We start from the raw sequence: 19,433 nt of genomic DNA on the forward strand, positions 1-19,433 counted from the left end.
TAATCCGCCCGGCTCCCGCTCCCCCCCCTCACCCGGGGGCCCCTGAGTCGTTTTCGGGCGGGGTGGGACAGCCCTGACGGGGCCCCGCTCAGACAGGGCCGCTCAAGCCCCGGGCCGTCGCCGCGAGCTGGCTGGCCTCGGCCCAGCGGCTCAGCGCAGCCGCGGCGGCACCGGAGTCGACGGCCTCGGTGGCGCGCCCGAGCTGGGCCGCGATCTGCTCGGCCACCGGGGCATCGGTGGGGCCGTCCACCGCGACCAGGGTCGCGGCCGCGGCGAGCAGCACCGCGTCGCGGACTGGCCCGGTCTCCCCGCGCAGCACGGCCCGGGCCACGGAAGCGTTGTAGGCGGCGTCCGCGCCCCGCAGCGCGGTCGTGTCCGGCCGGGCGAGGCCGAGGTCGCGGGGGTCGAAGCGCTCCGAACGAACCCGGGAGCGGCGCACCGCCGCGGCCTCCGACGCGCTCCCGGCCACGGAGCCGGCCGTGGAACCCGGCGCGCGGCTGGACGCGGGGTCGGGCGCCGGGACGACCCACACGGTCGACGTGGTGGCCGTGGTGAGTTCGTCCAGTCCGTCGTCGCCGCGGAAGACGAGGCCCCGGGTTCCCCGCTCGGCGAGCACGTCGGCGACGACCGGGGCCAGCCGCGCGTCGGCCACGCCGATCGTCTGGGCGCCCGGCCGCGCCGGGTTCGCCAGCGGGCCGAGGATGTTGAACGCGGTCTGCACCCCCAGCTCCTTGCGGGTGGCGCCGACGTGCCGCATCGCCGGGTGGAAGACCGGGGCGAAGCAGAAGGCGATCCCCGCGGCGGCCAGGCACGCCTCCACCCCGGCCGGCGGCAGGTCGATGACAATGCCGAGCTCGGCCAGCACGTCGGCCGACCCGCTCGCCGACGACGCCGCGCGGTTACCGTGCTTGACCACGGTGACCCCGGCGCCGGCCGCCACGATCGCGGCCATGGTCGACAGGTTCACGGTGTTCGAGCGGTCGCCGCCGGTTCCGCAGGTGTCGACCGCGGCGGCGCGCAGCTCCTCGCCGAGGGTGAGCGGCTCGGCGAAGCCGAGCATCGTGCGGACCAGCCCGCCGATCTCCTGGGCGGTCTCACCCTTGGCCCGCAGCGCCACCACGAAGCCGGCGATCTGGGACGGTGTCGCCAGCCCGCCCATGATCTGCTCCATGGCCCACGCCGTCCGGCCGGCGGTCAGCGCCTGCCCGGCGATCAGGTCGGTGATCAGATCCGGCCAGCTCTCGGCGGTGGCCCGGCCCCCCCCGGCAACGGCGGCGGCCGGGGAGGGGGACTCGGCCGGGGAAGAGGCGGCCGTCGGGAGGGGGGAGGCCGCGGCCGTCGTCGCCCGCGGCTCCGAGGCGGTGCTCGTCATGTCGTGTCCGTCTGCAGTCGTTGTTCGCGTGGGTCCGGTGGCCGGGCACGACCGCGTCGTCGCGCCGGCCGGGTGGTTCTGTGTGGCCGGGTGGTTCTGTGTGGCCGGGCGTCAGTGCGGGCGGGCGTTGACCACCGGGCGCCGGACGGCGACCCCGCCGGCCCGCGCGCGCAGCAGCCCGACGACCGCGTCGGTGAGCTCGCCCGGGTCGATCGGGTGGCCGACCACCGCGTCCGCCTGCGACCAGGTGGCCAGCCAGCGGTCGTCGCGCCGGGCGACGAGCAGCAGCATGGGCGGGCAGTCGGCGACCTCGTTCTTGAGCTGCCGGGCCAGCCCCATCCCGCCGGAGGGGGTGGCCTCGGCGTCGAGGATGCAGAGGTCCGCCTCGCTGTGGTCGATGGCGTCGATCAGCGTCTCCGCGTCGGAGACCTCGACGAGCTCGAGCTCGTCGAGGTCGGGTGCGGGACGGCGCCCGAGCGCGGCCAGGACGCGCTCTCGGACGTCGGCCTTGCTCGCGTACACGAGGACGGTGCTCATGGCGTCCACGGGCCTCTCGATGGGCGACCGCCGTGGTCGGCGATCGGGAACGACTGCCGGTACCGGCACTGCGCGGGCACCGGTCCCCGCCGGGCGGCCCCGGGCGTCGCCGCGGAGGCCCGGCGCGTGGCGGCGGGTGTCGCACCGTCCCGGTATCCGTCCCGAAGGCTATCTGCTCGCCGCCCGCCAGGCGCGACGCCATCCGGCTTCACGGGACGCGACGGGCGGTGGATACGGTCATGCCGTTCGGGGGCGGACGCCCGTGGGGTTTGCCATCGGGTGGTGATGCACGCGATACTGAGACTCGTTCTCAATGTTTGTCCGAGCGCCAGTCCCGACGTTCGCCCGTTGCCACGGACACCCCGACACACGGCACCGGGACGCGGGACGAACGCCCTGGGCGGCGCCGACCGATGACGGACGTGATCGATGCCGGAGCGGACCGAACTACGTCTCACCCCCCAGCGCACCCGTGTGCTGGAGGTGCTGAAGGCCGCCGAGGACCATCCGACGGCGGCCGAGGTCTACGAGCGTGTGCGGCTCGCGGCCCCCGGGATCGGCAGCGCGACCGTCTACCGTGCCCTCGCGTTGCTCGTCGAGACCGGGCACGCCCTCGAGCTCAACCTCGGGGACGGCGCGGCCGCCAGGTACGACGCCAACACCAGCCGGCACGACCACGCCGTGTGCGAGCGGTGCGGCCGGGCCGCGGACATCGACCACCCCGTCCCGGACGGCATGGTGGCCGAGATCGCGCGCCGGTCCGGTTTCACGATCACCGGGTACGACCTGCAGTTCAGGGGCCTGTGCCCGGAGTGTCAGACCGCCGGCGAGGGCGATCGCCCGGGCCGACGGTAGGACCCGACACCCATCACGTAGGAGGAGTACCGCATGCCGAAGCTTGACGGCACCAAGACCCACGAGAACCTCAAGGAGGCGTTCGCCGGCGAGAGCCAGGCCAACCGTCGTTACCTGTACTTCGCCCGCCGTGCGGACATCGAGGGCCTGACCGACGCGGCCTCCCTGTTCCGCGACACCGCCGAGGGCGAGACCGGCCACGCGTTCGGGCACATGGACTTCCTCGCCGAGGTCGGCGACCCGGCGACGGGCGAGCCGGTCGGCAACACGTCGAAGAACCTCGCCAGCGCCGTGGCCGGCGAGACCTACGAGTTCACCGCGATGTACCCGGGCTTCGCGAAGACCGCCCGCGAGGAGGGCTTCGAGGAGATCGCCGACTGGTTCTCGACGCTGGCCCGCGCCGAGAAGACCCATGCCGGTCGCTTCAAGAAGGCCCTCGACGCGGTGATCGCCGAGGAGACCGCCGACGCCTGAGCGGCGCGCGGAGCGGGCCCGGGGGCACTCCGGGCCCGCCACCCGGGGCTCCCGGGCATCCGGCACCTCGGCAACACCCGAGAGACCGTCACACCCAGTACATCCGGTACTCCGGGGATACACCCAGTACGTTCGGACGGCCGTCGAGGTCGATGCGTCCTCGCGACGGGGAGGGAGCCAGCACGATGGCGTCCAGCACGACGGCGTTCACCGCCGCCGACATCACCACCGACCACACGGCCTACTCCGCCCAGCGGGTCCAGGCCCGCTCGAGGATGCTCCCGATCCGCGCCGAGCGGCGCGTCCGGGTCGGCGACATCCTGCTCTTCGAGTTCGAGAACGCCGAGACGCTGCGCTACCAGGTGCAGGAGATGGTCTACACCGAACGGCTCACCGCCCCCGGGGAGGTCGCCCACGAGGTCGAGGCCTACTCGCGGCTGCTGCCGTCCAGCCACGCCCTGACCGCCACGATGTTCATCGAGCTCAACCAGGTCGAGGCCGTGCGCGACGAGCTGGCCCGTCTCTCCGGCGTCCAGCGCCGGGTGGCGCTGGAGATCGGCGGGGTCACCGTGCCCGCCGTCGAGATCCCGGGCGTGGACGAGGACCCCGACCAGCCCAGCGAGACGGTGTCGGTCCACATGCTCCGGTTCCCGCTCACCGACGGCACCAGGGACGCGTTCCGCGACCCGGAGGTCACCGTGGAGCTGGTGGTCGATCATCCCGCCTACAGCGACGCCACCCCCATCGTGGGCGCCGTCCGCCGGAGCCTGATCGCGGATCTCGCGCTGCCGAGCTGACGGCCGCGGCCGCCCATCTCGGGCCGGAGCCGGGTACACGCGGGCGGAGCCGGGTATGCGAGGCCACAGAAGGCACGACTCCCGGATCGACAGGAGCCCGCTGTGACCGACGACGCCAACGACGGGACGACCCGGGCGGGCAACGCCCTGCACCGGCTCGCGCTTGACCACGACGACTCGGCCGCCCTGGGTGCCCTGGCCACCTCCGACGTCCTCGTTCCGGACGTCAGCGACCCGGCCAGGGACAACGGCGATGCCCGCGTGGTGCGGCTGCCCGTCGCCGAGCAGCCCGACGGCCAGCAGTTCGTCCCCACCTTCACCTCGGAGCGGCGCCTCGTCGACGCGCTGCCGAGCGTCGGGCGCTACCGCCGGGTGCCACTGGCCGCGCTGCTGCGGACGTGGCCCGCCGGTGATCTCATGCTTGCCGTCGACCCCGGAACGGAGGAGGGGATCACCCTCCCCGCGGAGGGTGTCCGGGCGCTCGCCGCCCTCGCGGACTGAGCCGTCCGGGCCACCCTCGGCGCGCCGCCCCGCCCTGGGTGAGGGACACAACAACGGGCGGGTTCCCGGGTTACCACCGGACGTGGCCGGCGTCTCGTCAGGTACCAGAACCTGCGTATTAGCAGGAGCTTCGACGCTGAGGAGCAAAATTTCCGGCCGCGCCGGGCCGCGATCCGGGCGTCGTCGACGCCTTGTAGTCCTACCGATTGTCGAACCTACGGTGGCGCGTGCGGCGTCACATGCCAGAATGACCGTCGTGGCCTCAGCCCCTGTCCTCGAGAAGGCTCCTCCAGCGCACCCGGCGGCCAACCGTCCCTCGATGGTCTCGGTCGGCACAGTGGTGTGGCTGTCGTCGGAGCTGATGTTCTTCGCGGCCCTGTTCGCGATGTACTACACGATCCGCTCGGTCAACAGCGGCAACTGGCCGCCGGTCACCGGCGACCCGGCCGGGTCCGAGATCGGGCCCGTGCACCTGCACGTCGCCTATGCGCTGTTCTTCACGGTGATCCTGGTCCTATCCAGTGTGACCTGCCAGCTCGGGGTCTTCGCCGCCGAGCGCGGCGACGTCATCGGCCTGCGCCGCTGGTACCTGATCTCGCTGCTGATGGGGATCGTCTTCGTCGGCGGCCAGGCCTGGGAGTACTTCAAGGAGAACGAGTTCACCCTGGCGTCGCACGGCTACGGGTCGGTGTACTACCTGACCACCGGCTTCCACGGGTTGCATGTGATCGGTGGGCTGGTCGCCTTCGTTCTGGTGCTGGCCAGGTCGACCTACGGGCGGTTCACGCCTGAGAAGGCGACGTCAGCGATCGTCGTGTCGTACTACTGGCACTTCGTCGACGTCGTCTGGATCGCCCTGTTCGCCACCATCTACCTCCTCCAGTGAGCGACATGACCACATCCAAGGCATCCGGAGCCGCGGCGTCCCCGACCTCGTCCGCGGGCGAGGCCGGCAGACCCCGGCTCATCTCGGTGAGGAACGCCGGGCGATCCCGGTCGACCTCCGCGCGCCGCCGACGGCGGTCGTCGTCCATCGTTCTTCTCCTCGGCCTGCTGGCGACGGGGGTGATGTGGACGGTGCTCGCTCCAGGCGGCAACGCGACGGAGACGCCGGACGCCAACGAGGCCGTGCGCCAGGGCCGCGCCCTGTTCCTGCAGGGTTGCGCGACCTGCCACGGGCTGAACGCCCAGGGCTCGACCGAGGGCCCGAGCCTGATCGGCGTCGGCGCGGCCGCGGTGGACTTCCAGATGTCCACCGGCCGCATGCCGCTCGCCGCGCCGGCGGCCCAGGCCGACCGCAAGCCCCCGTCGTACTCGGAGACCCAGATCGACCAGATCGCGTCCTACGTCCAGACCCTGGGCGGCGGTACGCAGGTGCCCGAGCTGACGGACGCGGATCTCAACGACGCCGACCTCGCCGAGGGCGGTGAGCTCTTCCTCGCGAACTGCGCCCAGTGCCACCAGGCCGCCGGCGCCGGCGCCCCGCTCACCTACGGCAAGTTCGCGCCGTCGCTGAGCCAGGCCACGCCCGAACAGGTCGTCGAGGCGATGCGGACCGGCCCGGAGTCGATGCCGGTGTTCGGTCCCGGTCAGATCAACGATGACGAGGCCGTCGCGGTCGCCGCGTACGTCCGTCACCTCCAGGACACCCCGTCACCCGGCGGTTCCTCGATCGGTAAGTACGGGCCGGTCCCGGAGGGCCTGGTCGCGTGGGTGATAGGCATCGGCGCGCTGCTCGGCGTCTGCCTCTGGATCGGAGCGAGGCAGAAGCTGTGAGCGCCAACCAGGGCCCGACCGGGCCGGAGTCCGCAGACGGCGGCGAGCTGCCGCCGGACTCGCCGGAGCGGCGCATGCACTACGCCGGCTATCAGGGAGAGCCGGCCGACAAATCAGACCAGGACTCGATGAGCAGCATTTTCAAGAGGACCAAGCACCCGGTCGACACGTCCGGGCGCCCCAAGGACGCCGCCGACCCCCGGGCCGGCGGCCCCGACGTCCCCGACGCGGGGCACGACGGGCCCGAGGTGCTCGGCACCCCCCCGCACCAGACCGACTCCTCCCGTATCCCGGAGACGACGGTCATGCGCTCGGGCGGGACGTCGACCCTGACCGCACAGGGCGCGGGCGGCGGCGCCGGTGGGGGAGTCACCCCCCGGGCCCCGCACTCCGCGGAGTACGACCGGCGGGCCTCCCGGCGCGCCGAGCGGCTCATCGCCTTCTGGTTCACCATCTCGGTCGTCGGCACGGTGGGCTTCATCGTCACCAACTTCGTCGGCGACAAGCACAAGCAGTACTACACCCCGGCGATGGGCAGCGCCCTCGGCCTGGCCGTCGGCGGCCTCGGCATCGGCATGATCCTCTGGGCCAAGCGCCTGATGCCGCACGAGCAGGCGGTGCAGGAGCGTCACGAGTTCACCTCCTCGCCGGAGGAGATCGCCGTCACCGAGGAGGAGGTCGCCCTCGGCTTCGCCGACACCGGCCTGGCCAAGTACCCGCTGCTGCGGCGCAGCCTCCTCGGCGCCGGAACGGTCCTCGGTGGCCTGCTCGTGGTCCCGCTGCTCAACCTGACCAACAGCAAGCCCGGCAAGAAGCTCGACCACACCCACTGGGTCAAGGGTGCTCGGCTGGTCAACCTGCAGGGCCGGTACGTCAAGCTCGGTGACGTCGCGATCGGCGGCATCGAGACGGTGCTGCCGGCGGTGCCGGTGAAGGAGTCGGACGGCAGCATCTCGTACGAGCCCAAGCTGGACGTCCACAGCAAGGCCGACAGCACCACGATCCTCATCCGGCTCGAGCCCGGCATCAACAAGCCGCGCGAGGGCCGCGAGAACTGGGCCGTGGACGGCCACGTCGCCTACTCGAAGATCTGCACGCACGCCGGCTGCCCGGTCAGCCTGTACGAGCAGCAGACGCACCACCTGCTTTGCCCCTGCCACCAGTCGGTGTTCGACGTTCCTGACGGGTGCCGGGCGATCTTCGGGCCGGCCAGCCGCTCGCTGCCGCAGCTCGCCATCGCGGTGGATGACGAGGGCTACTTCATCGCCCGTGACGGGGACTACACCGAGCCCGTCGGCGCCGCGTTCTGGGAGCGCTCATGACCGCCGAACCCGCCTCCGTGACCACTCCGAAGTTCCAGAAGCGGCCGACGCCGGCGCGCAAGGCCAACCGGGCCATCGACGAACGGTTCGGGACGCAGGCGGCCATCCGCCGCAACCTGAACAAGGTCTTCCCGGACCACTGGTCGTTCATGATCGGTGAGATCGCGCTCTACAGCTTCGTCATCCTGCTGCTGACCGGGATCTACCTGACCCTGTTCTTCGACCCGTCGAACGTCGAGGTCATCTACAACGGCTCGTACGTGCCGCTCAAGGGCGTCGAGATGAGCCGGGCCTACGCGTCGACGCTGGACATCAGCTTCGACACGCGGGCCGGCCTGGTGTTCCGCCAGATCCACCACTGGGCGGCGCTGATCTTCGTCGCGTCGATCGTGGTGCACCTGCTGCGGGTGTTCTTCACCGGTGCCTACCGCAAGCCCCGCGAGGTCAACTGGCTGATCGGCATCGGCCTGCTGATGCTGGGCCTGGTCGAGGGCTTCGCCGGCTACTCGCTGCCGGACGACCTGCTCTCCGGCACCGGTCTGCGGATCGCGGCGTCGATCGCCCAGTCCATCCCGATCATCGGGACGTGGGCGTCGTTCCTGGTGTTCAACGGCGAGTTCCCAGGTGAGAACTTCATCCCGCGGCTCTACGTCGTGCACATCCTGCTCGTGCCGGGCGTGCTGCTCGCGCTGATCGGCGCCCACCTGGGCATCCTGTGGCACCAGAAGCACACCGACTTCCCCGGCCCGGGCAAGACCGAGCACAACGTGGTCGGCCACCGGGTGTTCCCGGTGTTCGCGGTGAAGTCCGGCGGCTTCTTCATGCTGACCTTCGCGGTGCTCGCGCTGCTGGGCGGCCTCGCCCAGATCAACCCGATCTGGACGTTCGGCCCCTACGACCCGGCCAAGGTCAGCTCGGCGTCCCAGCCCGACTGGTACATCGGCTTCCTGGACGGCTCCACCCGGCTCATGCCGCCGTGGGAGTTCCGCGGGTGGGGTCACACGATCCCGCCGCTGCTGTGGCCGACGGCGGTCCTGCCGGGCGTCCTGTTCACGCTGCTGGCGGTCTACCCGTTCCTGGAGGCGAAGTTCACCGGGGACAAGGCGTCGCACAACCTGCTGCAGCGCCCGCGGGAGGCACCGACCCGCACGGCGCTCGGCGCGATGAGCATCAGCTTCTACCTGGTGCTGTGGATCTCCGGTGGCAACGACATCATCGCCCACACGTTCAGCATCTCGCTGAACGCGATGACCTGGGCGGGCCGGATCGGGCTGATCGTCGTGCCGCCGATCGCCTACGTGGTCACCAAGAAGCTCTGCATCCACCTCAACGAGCGGGACGCGGAGATCGCCGCGCACGGCATCGAGACGGGCATCATCCGCCAGCTGCCCAACGGCGAGTTCGTCGAGGACCACCGGCCCAAGCCGCCGGCGGTGCCCGACTACCCGGTCGTGCCGAACGACCGGTTCGCGCTCACGGCCGGTGACGGCCACGGCAACGGGCAGCACGGCACGGGCCTCGCGCGTCGGGCCGGCAAGGCCGTCGGCGGGTTCTTCACCGAGGAGTCGGAGAAGCCGGCGGACGGCGAGGGCGCAGGCTCGGCGGTGGGCGGCGGTCAGACCAAGCACTGAGGTAAGCCACCGGGCTCAACCCGAAGGCACACTCGAGAACAGGCACGCTGAAGCACCGAGGGGCCGTTCCCGTCATCGACGGGGGCGGCCCCTAGCGCTGCGACCCTAGCGTTTCCGCGGCTCGCGGCCGCTCCGGGGGTTGCCGGGCGCGCGCCCGCGTCGGGTGTCGGTGGGGGAGTCGAACCCGCGGTCGAACCCGCCGTCCAAACCGCCGTCGAAGCGGACGTCGAACCGCCGCGCCGCGCGGATCGCGCCGTGCGCCGGCCAGCTCCACTCGCCGTCCAGCCGGACCAGGCGCACGCCGGGCCCGGCCAGCCACCGCCCGATCCGCTCCGTCTCCTCGACCGAGGCGCACGGGGTGGGGCCGGGCAGCGGTCGGACGGTCTCCGCGCTGGCGACCACGGCGTCGACCCAGGGCCTCGGGTCGATGCCGCGCGGCACCGACGCCGCGGACACCAGCCGGCCACGGCGGACGACGGCGAGATCCCACCCGGCGTCGGCGGTCGGCGCGGCGGCGACCAACTCGTCGATGCAGGTCAGCGCCGTCAGCCGCTGCATGCGCGCGACGGCCCGCACGTAGGCCGCGAGCCGGTCGCGGACCCCGGCGGCCTCCTCATAGCGCTGGTCGGCGGACAGTCGCGCGATGCGCCGCTCCAGCACGTCCACGACGGGCCGCGGATCGGCGGTCATCGCGCCGCGCGCCGTGGCGACGTGTCGGCCGTACTCGGCGACCCCCTCCCGGCCGTCGCACGGCGCGCCGCAGCGCCCCAGCTCGGCCAGCGCGCACGCGGCCGTCGGACGGCGTGGCGAGAGCCGGGTCGAGCACTGGCGCAGCGGGATCGCCTCCAGCAGCGCCGTGGCCGCCGACTCGGCCGCCGCCGCGCTGCCGAACGGCCCCAGCGACGTCACACCGTCGCCGACAGAGCGGACCCGGGAGAGCCGGGGGAACGGCTCGTCGGTGAGCCGCAGGTAGACGGCCCGCTCGGGGAACCGGGAGCGGCGGTTGTACGGCGGTTTGTACTCGGCGATCAGCCGCAGCTCACGCACCTCCGCCTCGAGCGCGTGCGCGCACTCGATCGCGTCGACCCGCTCGGCGATCGCGACCATCTCCGCCATCCGGGTGCGGGGCTCGCTGGCCGTGAAGTAGGTACGCACCCGGGAGCGGACCGACCGGGACGTGCCGACGTACAGCGGGCGCCCCGTGCCGTCGCGGAACACGTAGACCCCCGGGCCGGTGGGCAGGTCGTCGGCGAGGTGCCGCTTGCGCCGCTGGGCGGGGGAGACCCGCGCGCTGTACTCGTGCAGATCCTCGATCGTGGTGACACCCAGGTTGCCCAGCCGCTCGAACAGCCCGTGCAGGACGTCGACCGTCGCGCGGGCGTCGGCCAGCGCCCGGTGGTTCGGCTGGGTCGCGCTACCGAAGAGGGCCGCCAGGGAGGACAGACGGCAGTCGCGGGTCTCGTCGCGGCTGATGACGCGGCGCGCGATCCGCACCGTGTCGAGATGCTCCCAGGCCGGGGCCGGGTAGCCGCACGTCGTGGCGGCGGCGCGCAGGAAGCCGAGGTCGAACGGGGCGTTGTGAGCCACGAGCACCGCGCCCCGGGCGAACTCCAGGAACGTCGGCACGACCTCGCCGATGCCCGGGGCGGTGGCGACCATGGCATCGGTGATGCCGGTGAGCACGGAGATGAAAGCCGGGATGGGGGCCGACGGCCGGACCAGGCTCGACATCTCACCGAGGATCTGGCCGCCCCGAACCCGCACGGCGCCGATCTCGGTGATCTCGCTCGTCGCCGGCGAACCGCCGGTGGTCTCCAGGTCGACGACGACGAACGTCAGGTCCGACAGTGGCCGGCCGAGCTCTGCCAGGCTGGCCTGGCGCGGCACGCCGCCGGTCGGCGCAGGGACTGGGCACACGGCGACACCCTAGGCCGCGGGTACGACAGGACTCGTCCCCGGCCGGCCCGGCGCGGCTCAGGAGAACGGCCGGGCGAAGGCGGTCGGCCCGGCGTTCATCACGCGGAACTCGTTGCCCTCGGGGTCGCGCAGCACGAAACCGGTCTCCCCGTCGGCCTCGTACCGGGCGAGCTGGCGCGCGCCCAGCGACGACAGCCAGCCGATCACCCGCTCCGCGTCGACGGCGTACAGCTCCAGGTGCAGGCGGTTGTCGGCCTTGTCCGCGGTGTCCTGCTCCGGTTCCGGGCGGCGGCCGGCCCGGCGCGCCGCCCATCGTGGTGGTCGTTGCTCGCCTCGGGCGGCCCGCGGCTCGGGCCGCCGCCGGAGCAGGAGCTTGGGCCCGGCACCGGCGGGATGACGCAGGACGGCCGAGTCGCCGCCCTGCTCGGAGACCTCGTAACCGAGGGCGTTGGACCAGAAGCGGACCATCGTGTCCACATCGGTGCAGTCGACGCTGATACGGGCGACCCTGATGCCGTTCGTCTCAAACCACGCCACCCGGAGCATCATTCCGTATGGCCGGGTTTGTTGGCGCACCAGAGTGCTCCCGGCGTGTCCTCCTGGACCTCTTTGCGGGCTACGTTTCCCGTTAGTCGCTATTGCCCGCTATCATATGGTTTCAAGTGTGATAGTGGACGGTGTGGTCCGTCTGGCCGGCCGCGCTCACCAGAGGCTTCCCGGACCGACCGTGACCCCGGCGTCCGCGGGCGGGTGCCGCGCGGTCGATCTCGGTAGGGTCCGGCCATGGCCAGTGTCTTCACCCGGATCATCAACGGCGAGCTCCCGGGCCGCATCGTCTACTCGGACGAGTCGGCGGTCGCGTTCCTCTCCATCGCGCCCGTCCGCCCCGGGCACACGCTCATCGTGCCCCGCCTGGAGATCGATCACTGGATCGATCTGCCGGACGAGACGGTGCGCGCGGTGTGGAGTGCCGCGGCTGTCGTCGGGCGGGCCATCGACACGGTGTTCAAGCCACGGCGGGTCGCGGCGATGCTCGCCGGGATGGAGGTGCCGCACGCCCACATCCACCTGTTCCCGATCGACACGGAGTCGCAGATGAGCTTCGCGCTCGCCGACCACAACCCCGATCCGGCGATGATGGACGACGTCGCCGAGCGCCTGCGGGCGGCCCTGGCGGAGCCGCGCCGGGTCTAGATCCGGCCACGCCGGGTCCGGAGCGAGCCGTGCCGGTTGTGGCGGAGCCGAGTCGGGCTCTGCCACGGGTGCCGCCGAGGCCCCGTCCGTGCCCGTTCCACCGGTGAACGGGCACGGACGGGGCCCCTGTCGTCAGAACTGGAACTTCGCCGGCTGCGTCGCGAACAGCGGCTCCCAGGACAGGATGTGGTGACCCGCCGGGGCGTCGATGACCACGTTGCCGCGCACCTTCTGACCGGCCTTCAGGTCGAGGGTGAACAGCTTCGGCTCGACCGTGGTGAAGGAGCCGTCGTACCGGCTGCCGTCCGAGGTCTGGATGTAGAAGTCGTCCGGTGACGCGGTCGTCTCGCCGCGGACGGTCTCGACGGTCACGTTCAGGATGTAGTTGGCGCCCTGCACCGGCGGATCGGAGTAGTCGGCGGCCGGGCCGGTGGTGCTGCAGATGCTGTTCAGCGTCACCTTGGCCTCGAAGTCGCTGACCGACGAGCTCGCGGTGCCGACCACCGTGCCCGTCCCGCCCAGGGTCAGGGTGCCCGCGGGCGGCGCGCCCTGCGGCACGACCGGCGTGCATCCGGCGGGGCCGGACGGCTGCTGCGGGGCCGTCGTGCCACCCGGGATGGTGGGTGCCGTCAGGGTGGGCACGGTGCCCGGGCCCAGGTTCGTGACCGCCGGCGGCGTGGCCGTCGGCTTCGAGTCGTCGCCGCCGGCCGCGAGGGCGATCACCACCCCGAGGACGATGACCGCGACGACGGCCACCGGAATAATGATCATTGCCGGGTTCCGGCGGGGCCGGGCCGGTGGCGGGCCGCCGGGCTGCTGCCAGTTGCCCTGCTGCTGGGGGAAGCCCTGCTGGTAGCCAGGCTGCTGATAGCCCTGCTGCGGGTACCCCTGCTGCTGGTAGTCGTTTGGCTGTGGCTGGTAGCCGGGCTGCTGGTAGCCCTGCTGCTGGTAGTCGGCGGGCTGCTGATACCCGGGCTGGTAGCCCTGCTGCTGGTAGTCAGCCGGCTGCTGGTAGCCCTGCTGGTACTGACCCGGGGTGCCACCCTGCTGGTAGCCGGCGGGCTGCTGCCATCCGGTGCCGGGCTGGCCCGGCTGCCCCCAGGGCGTGTCGGTGCCCTGCTGGGGCCACTGCTGCTGTCCCGCCCCGGGCCACGAACCGTCCGGGTTGGGCCCGCCGGCCGGTGGCGTGCCCCATCCGCCGCCTGCCCCGCCGCCCCCGGGCGTGGTGGACGGCCATCCGCCGCCTTCCTGGCCCGGCGCGCCGGTGCCCCACTGCGGCACGGGCGCCGGCGGCGGGGTGGTGGACGGCAGGCCGCCCTGGCCCGCGCCGGGAGCGCCGGCCGCCGCGGGCGCTCCGCCCGCCTGGCCGCCGGCATCCGGTGGCTGTTGCCACGAGTTGTTGGGGGCCCTCCAGGTCTCCTGGTTCTCCGGACCGGGGGAGGGCTGGCCAGGAGGGGTCTGGTCGGTCAACGGGTGTCCTCTCGACGGCCATTGCCGTGTTTCTCTCGAAGCGGGGTATGTGGGGACGGACAGGGCGAGGCTACATAAGCCGGATATCACATGAGACAATGGCCGGCTGGCTCGCGAAATGCGGTAGATGCGGCGGTGCCGTGATGCCACGGGCCCGCGCCGCCGTGTCCTGTGGCCTGCGGCAGCCCCTCGGCCCCGGCCCGCCGGGGGCGAAACACCGCTTCCCGTTGGGATTCGCGGCCGCCGATGCGGATCCCACGGCGGTACGTGCCCGTTCGCGGTGGGCTGGGCACGGATTCACCGATGGTGTCCGAAGAGGTCGTGCTGGCCGACCGATACCCTGGACCGTCGCTGTCGTCGTTCGCTCCGGAGTCCCCCGTGCCAGTGGTAATGCCCCGACCACTCGGCCGGCCACGGGGAGTCAGCGTCCGCACCCCCGCCGGCCAGGCCGGGCCCGTCGCATGAACGAGACGCTGCCCGCGGACGTGCGGGCCCAGGTCGTGGCCTACGCCGCCGAGACCCTGGCCGACATCGCCGAAGCGGTCGTCCCCCCGAGCCTGGTCGCCGTGCGCCGGTTCAAGCCGTCGCGCCGGGCCCGGCTGGGCGCCGTCCCGCTGGCGGCCGCGATCGAGCACGACGCGCAGTTCCGCGGCCGGGTGGCCGAATGGGTACGCCGCACCCACCCCGATCTGGTCGCCGCGATCACCGGGGAGGGCGGCCCACCACCCGCCGCCCCACCCGCCCAGGTCGCGGCGGTCGCCTACATCCTCCGGCTCCCCGACTGGGAGCAGTTCGTCGAGGAGGCGGCCCGATCGTCCGAGCAGGCGGTCTCCACCGCGCGGCTCGTCGACGCCGAGCGCGAGATCGACCGCCTGCACCAGCAGATCGAAGCCGTCCGCCGGCTCGCCCGCACCGAGCAGGACCAGCTGCGCGGCCAGCTCGACCAGGCACGGGCCGAGGCGGAGGAGGCCCGCCGCCGGCTACGGTCCTCCGCGGACCGCGTCCGCCGCGCCGAGCTCGCCGCCCGGGAGGTGAGCCTCGCCGCCGAGGCCGCCCGGGACGCCGCGCTGGCCTCGGCCCGGGAGAGCGAGGCCGAGGTACGGCGGCTGCGCGCGCGGGTCGGTGACCTCGAGGCCGCCGCCTCGCTGACCCGCCGCGACACCCGCGAGTCCCGCGGCCTGGACGAGGCGCGGCTTCGGGTGCTGCTCGACACGCTGATGGCTGCGGCGAACGGGGTCCGGCGGGAGCTGGCGCTGCCGACCACCGTCGCGCGGCCGGCCGACCTGGTCGACCGCTCCGACAACGGAGCTGCCTTCGACCCGTTCTCCGCGGTCGGTGGCCGCGGGCGCTCCGCCGACGACCCGGCCATCATCGACGACGTCCTCGCCATCCCCGGCCTGCATCTGATCATCGACGGTTACAACGTCACCAAACGCGGCTACGGCACCCTGACCCTCCAGGCCCAGCGGGCACGCCTGCTGGCCGGTCTGGGAGCCCTGGCCGGCCGCTCCCTCGACACCGAGGTCACCGTCGTCTTCGACGCGACGGCGGTGGTGGCCCGGCCGGTCGGGGTCGCGATGCCCCGCGGCGTGCGGGTCGTCTTCAGCCAGCCCGGCGAGCTGGCCGACGACGAAATCGGACGTCTCGTGCGCGCGGAACCCGTCGGCCGACCGGTGGCCGTCGTGACCTCCGACCGCGAGGTGGCGGAGAACTGCGCCTCACAGGGCGCCCGCACCGTCCCCTCGGACGCCCTCCTGGCCCGCCTCGACCGCTAACCCCGCAAGCCGGTCGTCCCGCGGGGTTCGGGTGTCCGGAACTGTCGGACCCCTCACCTAGCGTGGTTCGCGTCGAACTGGTGTCCGGTTCCGCGATGGTCGACAGGGCTCGGTGATCTACCGGGTGCGGGGAAGGCCAGGCGGATCCGGGCGGCGAACCGAGAGGTGAGCACGATGCTGATCGACTGTGATGCGTGCGCCGTGCGAGACGTCGCGTGCGCGGACTGCGTGGTGACCGTCCTGCTGGCCCCGCCGTCCACCGGCATGGAGTGGGACGAGGACGAGCGCCGCGCCCTCGCCGTGCTCGCCGATGCCGGGCTCATCCCGAGGTTGCGGCTTGCCCCCGGCGGGTCGCCGACCGGCCCGGAAACGCCCCTGCCCCTGCCGCGCCGCCGCGCCGGTTGACGCCTGGCTGATGCGCTGCCCGGGGGCGTGCCCGGGGAGCGGGCGGTGCGGCCGCGTCCGGGAGAGGGAGAGCGCTCTGTGTGCGGGCGGGGCGCTGCGGTGGTGTCCGCGTGGTTGGAGGCGTCCCACCTACGTCTTGATGGAGGCGATGCGGGAGCATGGCGGCGTGCGGGTGCTCGCTGTGACCAATGACTTCCCTCCGCGGCCCGGTGGCATCCAGGCGTATGTGCACAATTTCGCCTCGCGGTTGCCCGACGACGAGATCGTGGTGTATGCCCCTGCCTGGCGGGGGGCCGCCGAGTTCGACGCGGCGCAGCGGTTCCCGGTGGTGCGGCACCCGACGTCGCTGATGCTGCCCACGCCGGATGTCCTCCGTCGCGCGCGGGAGATCGCGCGGTCGGAGAAGTGCGACACGCTGTGGTTCGGTGCGGCGGCGCCGTTGGGCCTGCTCGGGGCGCGGCTGCGCCGGGATCTCGACGCCCGCCGGGTGCTGGCCAGCACACACGGGCACGAGGTGGGCTGGGCCGCGTTGCCCGGCGCGCGGCAACTGCTGCGGCGCATCGGGGCGACCACCGACGTGATCACCTACCTCACGGACTACACCAGGGGTCGCCTCGGTCCGGCCTTCGGTCCGCATCCGGACCTGGCCCGGCTGCCCAGCGGTGTCGACCCGTCCCTGTTCCGGCCGGGGGAGGGGCGGGACGAGACCCGTCGTCGCTACGGGCTGGGTAGCCGTCCGGTGGTCGTCTGCGTGAGCCGTCTGGTTCCGCGTAAGGGGCAGGACATGCTGATCCGGGCGCTGCCGGCGTTGCGCCGGCGGATCCCGGGCACCGCGCTGCTGCTCGTCGGCGGCGGGCCGTACCGGCAGGAGCTCACCCGGCTGGCCAGGGAGAACGACGTCGCCGAGCACGTGGTGTTCACCGGGTCGGTGCCGTGGGCGGAACTGCCGGCCCACTACGCGGCGGGGGACGTCTTCGCCATGCCGTGCCGCAACCGGCGCGCGGGGCTCGAGGTCGAGGGCCTGGGCATCGTCTTCCTCGAGGCCTCGGCGACCGGGCTGCCGGTGGTCGCCGGCCGCAGCGGGGGAGCCCCCGACGCGGTCCTCGACCAGCGGACGGGGGTGGTCGTGGACGGCCGCGATCCGCGCCCGCTGATCCGGGCCGTCGGCGACCTGCTGGCCGATCCGAACCGCGCCCGCTCGATGGGGACCGCCGGGCGGGCGTGGGTCGAGCTCCGCTGGCGCTGGGACGTCCTGGCCTCGGACCTGCGCGACCTGCTGCTCGCCTGAGCCGCCCGCGGCCGCCCGGCCCGGCCCGCGCCCGGCCCGGCCCGCGCCCGGCCCGGCCCGGCCATGCTCGGCTGGGGCGTGCGCGGGGGATCAGGAGGCGGTCCGGGCCCCCGCGTAGATGGACTCCACGGCTGCCGCGTGGCGTTCCATGATGAGGTTGCGCTTCACCTTGAGACTCGGGGTGAGCTCGCCGCCGGCGACGGTGAAGTCGTTCGGCAGGATCACGAACTTCTTGATCGACTCGGCGTGGGAGACGGTGGCGTTCGCCGCGTCCACGGCCTTCTGGACCTCGGCCAGCAGTTCCGGGTCGGTGGCGAGGTCGGCGGGGGTCACCGTCGACGGGTGGCCGTGGGTGTCGCGCCAGGAGGCGAAGGCGTCCGGGTCGAGGGTGATCAGGGCGGCGATGAACGGCCGCTGGTCGCCGATCAGCATCGCCTGGCTGATCAGCGGGTTCTCCTGGATGCGGTGTTCGAGGGGCGCCGGGGCGATGTTCTTGCCGCCCGCGGTGACGAGCAGCTCCTTCTTCCGCCCGGTGATGCGCAGATGTCCGGTCTCGTCGAGGGAGCCCAGGTCACCGGACCGCAGGAAGCCGTCGGCGTCGAGCGCCTCCTTGGCCGCCGTCTCGTCGTTGCGGTAGCCGCTCAGGACCAGGTCGCCGCGGATGAGGATCTCCCCGTCGTCGGCGATGCGGATCGTCACGCCGGGCAGCGGCAGGCCGACGGTGCCGATCTTCAGCGAATCGGGCCGGTTCACGGTCGCGGCCGCGGTGGACTCGGTGAGCCCGTACCCCTCGAAGATCGGAACGCCGATGCCCCGGTAGAAGTGGCAGAGGCGTGGGCCCAGCGGCGCGCCGCCGCTGATGGCGTGGTCGATCCGGCCGCCCATCGCGGCACGCAGCTTGCTGTAGACGAGGCGGTCGAACAAGGCGTGCCGGGCGCGCAGCAGGAAGCCGGGCCCGCCGTGGTCGAGGGCCTCGCTGTAGGCGATCGCGGTGGCCTCGGCGGCGTCGAAGATCCGGCCTTTCCCGTCGGCGTGGGCCTTGGCACGGGCGCCGGCGTGCACCTTCTCGTAGACCCTCGGCACCGCGAGCAGAAAGCTCGGGCGGACCTGGGCCAGGTCGGCCAGCAGTGTGGACGTGTCCGGCGCGTAGGCGATGCACCGCGCGCTGTTGATGATGGTGCACTGCATCGTCCGCGCCAGCACATGGGCCAGCGGCAGGATCATCAGCGTGGACGCGTCCTCGGTGAACAGGTCCGGCATGGTCGCCGCGGAGCTCATCGCGTTGAACAGCAGCGAGCGGTGGGCGAGCTCGCAGCCCTTCGGCCTGCCGGTGGTGCCGGAGGTGTAGATGATCGTGGCGATGCTGGCCGCGGTCACCCCGGCCCGCGCGGCGGCGAGCTCCTCCTCGCCGGTCCCCGCGGCGGCCCCGGCCTCGGCCAGGGTGTCGAGCGCGCCGTCGTCCAGGACGAGCACCTCGCGCAGGGCGGGAACCCGGTCGCGCACCGTGGCGACGAGTGCGGCGTTGGCCTCGGACTCGACGACGGTGAGAACGGCCTCCGAGTCCGACAGGATCCACTCGATCTGGCTGGCGCTGGACGTCTCGTAGATCGGCACGGTGACCGCGCCGGCGACCCAGACCGCGTAGTCGACGACCGTCCACTCGTACCGAGTGCGGCTCATGATCGCGACGCGGTCGCCGGGGTGCACCCCGCGGGCGGCGAGGCCGGCGGCCGTGCGGACCACCAGATCGCGGAACTCCCGCGCGGTCACGTCGGTGAACTGGCCACCCGACTTGTGGCGGACGATGACCTTCTCGGGTGTCCGTGACGCGTTGGCGAACACGGCATCGCTGAGAGTCATGTCATTCGCCACGGTGACTCGGGCGGGAGAGGTGTACTCGCGCACGGGAACTCCTTGGCTGGCGGCGGGCCGTTCGGGGTGACGTGCCGGTGCGGCGCTGATCTGCGGCGCTGCCTTCTGGTGCGGCGTGGCACTGAGGCGTGGCACTGATGGGAGGGCGGTCGGTGATCGAGAGGAGTTGGTCAAGTGACGTTAGCCTGTGAGCGCGGCCACGGCGAGCCGTCCGCGCCCGCTTATTTTCGCCCCCCGCCGCGCCGAC

At 72.8% G+C, this 19,433-nt stretch carries 18 protein-coding genes; 12 read left to right on the top strand and 6 right to left on the bottom strand.

The features are described 5' to 3' along the window. Positions 1-88: 88 nt before the first annotated feature. Both trpD and MXD62_RS16190 read right to left on the bottom strand, forming a co-directional pair. Positions 89-1,372, bottom strand: coding sequence for an anthranilate phosphoribosyltransferase (trpD, locus tag MXD62_RS16185; protein ID WP_248830087.1), 1,284 nt, complete (start codon positions 1,370-1,372; stop codon positions 89-91). A gap of 111 nt (positions 1,373-1,483) precedes the next feature. Beyond that, positions 1,484-1,909 carry a hypothetical protein gene (locus MXD62_RS16190; RefSeq protein ID WP_248830088.1) on the bottom strand — a complete coding sequence of 142 codons (426 nt, stop codon included), beginning with the start codon at positions 1,907-1,909 and terminating at the stop codon, positions 1,484-1,486. Between the two features lie 429 nt (positions 1,910-2,338). Here MXD62_RS16190 and MXD62_RS16195 point away from each other — a divergent pair, with 429 nt between their 5' ends. The 8 genes from MXD62_RS16195 (at position 2,339) to MXD62_RS16230 (ending at position 9,265) form a co-directional block, all read left to right on the top strand. Next, positions 2,339-2,764 (top strand): transcriptional repressor, encoded by a 426-nt coding sequence (locus tag MXD62_RS16195; RefSeq protein WP_248830089.1) that lies wholly within the window; start codon positions 2,339-2,341, stop codon positions 2,762-2,764. 33 nt (positions 2,765-2,797) lie between these two features. Continuing rightward, positions 2,798-3,238: a rubrerythrin family protein gene (locus MXD62_RS16200; RefSeq protein WP_248830090.1), complete on the top strand. Its 441-nt coding sequence runs from the start codon at positions 2,798-2,800 to the stop codon at positions 3,236-3,238. A gap of 185 nt (positions 3,239-3,423) precedes the next feature. Continuing rightward, positions 3,424-4,035, top strand: a complete 612-nt coding sequence (locus MXD62_RS16205) for a DUF3501 family protein (protein WP_248830091.1) — start codon at positions 3,424-3,426, stop codon at positions 4,033-4,035. Between the two features lie 102 nt (positions 4,036-4,137). Beyond that, positions 4,138-4,536, top strand: coding sequence for an SseB family protein (locus tag MXD62_RS16210; protein ID WP_041253891.1), 399 nt, complete (start codon positions 4,138-4,140; stop codon positions 4,534-4,536). A 247-nt stretch (positions 4,537-4,783) separates the two neighbouring features. Further along, positions 4,784-5,422: a heme-copper oxidase subunit III gene (locus MXD62_RS16215; RefSeq protein ID WP_020459416.1), complete on the top strand. Its 639-nt coding sequence runs from the start codon at positions 4,784-4,786 to the stop codon at positions 5,420-5,422. 5 nt (positions 5,423-5,427) lie between these two features. Then, a complete protein-coding gene (locus tag MXD62_RS16220; protein ID WP_248830092.1) occupies positions 5,428-6,312 on the top strand; it encodes a c-type cytochrome in 885 nt (294 codons plus the stop codon). Further along, positions 6,309-7,634, top strand: coding sequence for a ubiquinol-cytochrome c reductase iron-sulfur subunit (locus MXD62_RS16225; RefSeq protein ID WP_248830093.1), 1,326 nt, complete (start codon positions 6,309-6,311; stop codon positions 7,632-7,634). The genes MXD62_RS16220 and MXD62_RS16225 overlap by 4 nt, the downstream gene beginning before the upstream one ends. Beyond that, positions 7,631-9,265, top strand: coding sequence for a ubiquinol-cytochrome c reductase cytochrome b subunit (locus MXD62_RS16230; RefSeq protein WP_248830094.1), 1,635 nt, complete (start codon positions 7,631-7,633; stop codon positions 9,263-9,265). Before MXD62_RS16225 ends, MXD62_RS16230 begins: the two co-directional genes overlap by 4 nt. 105 nt (positions 9,266-9,370) lie before the next feature. Here the strand turns inward: MXD62_RS16230 and MXD62_RS16235 are convergent, their stop codons facing one another. Continuing rightward, positions 9,371-11,182: a DEDD exonuclease domain-containing protein gene (locus MXD62_RS16235; RefSeq protein ID WP_248830095.1), complete on the bottom strand. Its 1,812-nt coding sequence runs from the start codon at positions 11,180-11,182 to the stop codon at positions 9,371-9,373. Positions 11,183-11,239: 57 nt separating this feature from the next. Further along, positions 11,240-11,731, bottom strand: a complete 492-nt coding sequence (locus tag MXD62_RS16240) for a VOC family protein (RefSeq protein ID WP_248830191.1) — start codon at positions 11,729-11,731, stop codon at positions 11,240-11,242. A 234-nt stretch (positions 11,732-11,965) separates the two neighbouring features. On the opposite strand from MXD62_RS16240, the gene MXD62_RS16245 reads away from it, so the two are divergent. Next, the gene (locus MXD62_RS16245; protein ID WP_020459422.1) at positions 11,966-12,376 is read left to right on the top strand and encodes an HIT family protein; all 411 of its coding nucleotides are present in this window, start codon (positions 11,966-11,968) and stop codon (positions 12,374-12,376) included. A 132-nt stretch (positions 12,377-12,508) separates the two neighbouring features. On the opposite strand, the gene MXD62_RS16250 is transcribed toward MXD62_RS16245, so the two are convergent. Continuing rightward, a complete protein-coding gene (locus MXD62_RS16250) occupies positions 12,509-13,846 on the bottom strand; it encodes a DUF4352 domain-containing protein (RefSeq protein ID WP_248830096.1) in 1,338 nt (445 codons plus the stop codon). Positions 13,847-14,307: 461 nt separating this feature from the next. Here MXD62_RS16250 and MXD62_RS16255 point away from each other — a divergent pair, with 461 nt between their 5' ends. The 3 genes from MXD62_RS16255 (at position 14,308) to MXD62_RS16265 (ending at position 17,314) form a co-directional block, all read left to right on the top strand. Next, positions 14,308-15,621 (top strand): NYN domain-containing protein, encoded by a 1,314-nt coding sequence (locus MXD62_RS16255; protein WP_248830097.1) that lies wholly within the window; start codon positions 14,308-14,310, stop codon positions 15,619-15,621. 174 nt (positions 15,622-15,795) lie between these two features. After that, the gene (locus MXD62_RS16260; RefSeq protein ID WP_248830192.1) at positions 15,796-16,026 is read left to right on the top strand and encodes a hypothetical protein; all 231 of its coding nucleotides are present in this window, start codon (positions 15,796-15,798) and stop codon (positions 16,024-16,026) included. Positions 16,027-16,192: 166 nt separating this feature from the next. After that, positions 16,193-17,314, top strand: a complete 1,122-nt coding sequence (locus tag MXD62_RS16265) for a glycosyltransferase family 4 protein (RefSeq protein ID WP_368862411.1) — start codon at positions 16,193-16,195, stop codon at positions 17,312-17,314. 90 nt (positions 17,315-17,404) lie between these two features. On the opposite strand, the gene MXD62_RS16270 is transcribed toward MXD62_RS16265, so the two are convergent. Then, complete coding sequence (locus MXD62_RS16270; protein ID WP_248830099.1) at positions 17,405-19,219, bottom strand: long-chain fatty acid--CoA ligase; 1,815 nt, start codon at positions 19,217-19,219, stop codon at positions 17,405-17,407. Between the last annotated feature and the right edge of the window lie 214 nt (positions 19,220-19,433).

Origin of the sequence: Frankia sp. Mgl5, from assembly GCF_023242985.1 — a bacterium.
Taxonomy (GTDB): Bacteria; Actinomycetota; Actinomycetes; order Frankiales; family Frankiaceae; genus Parafrankia; species Parafrankia soli.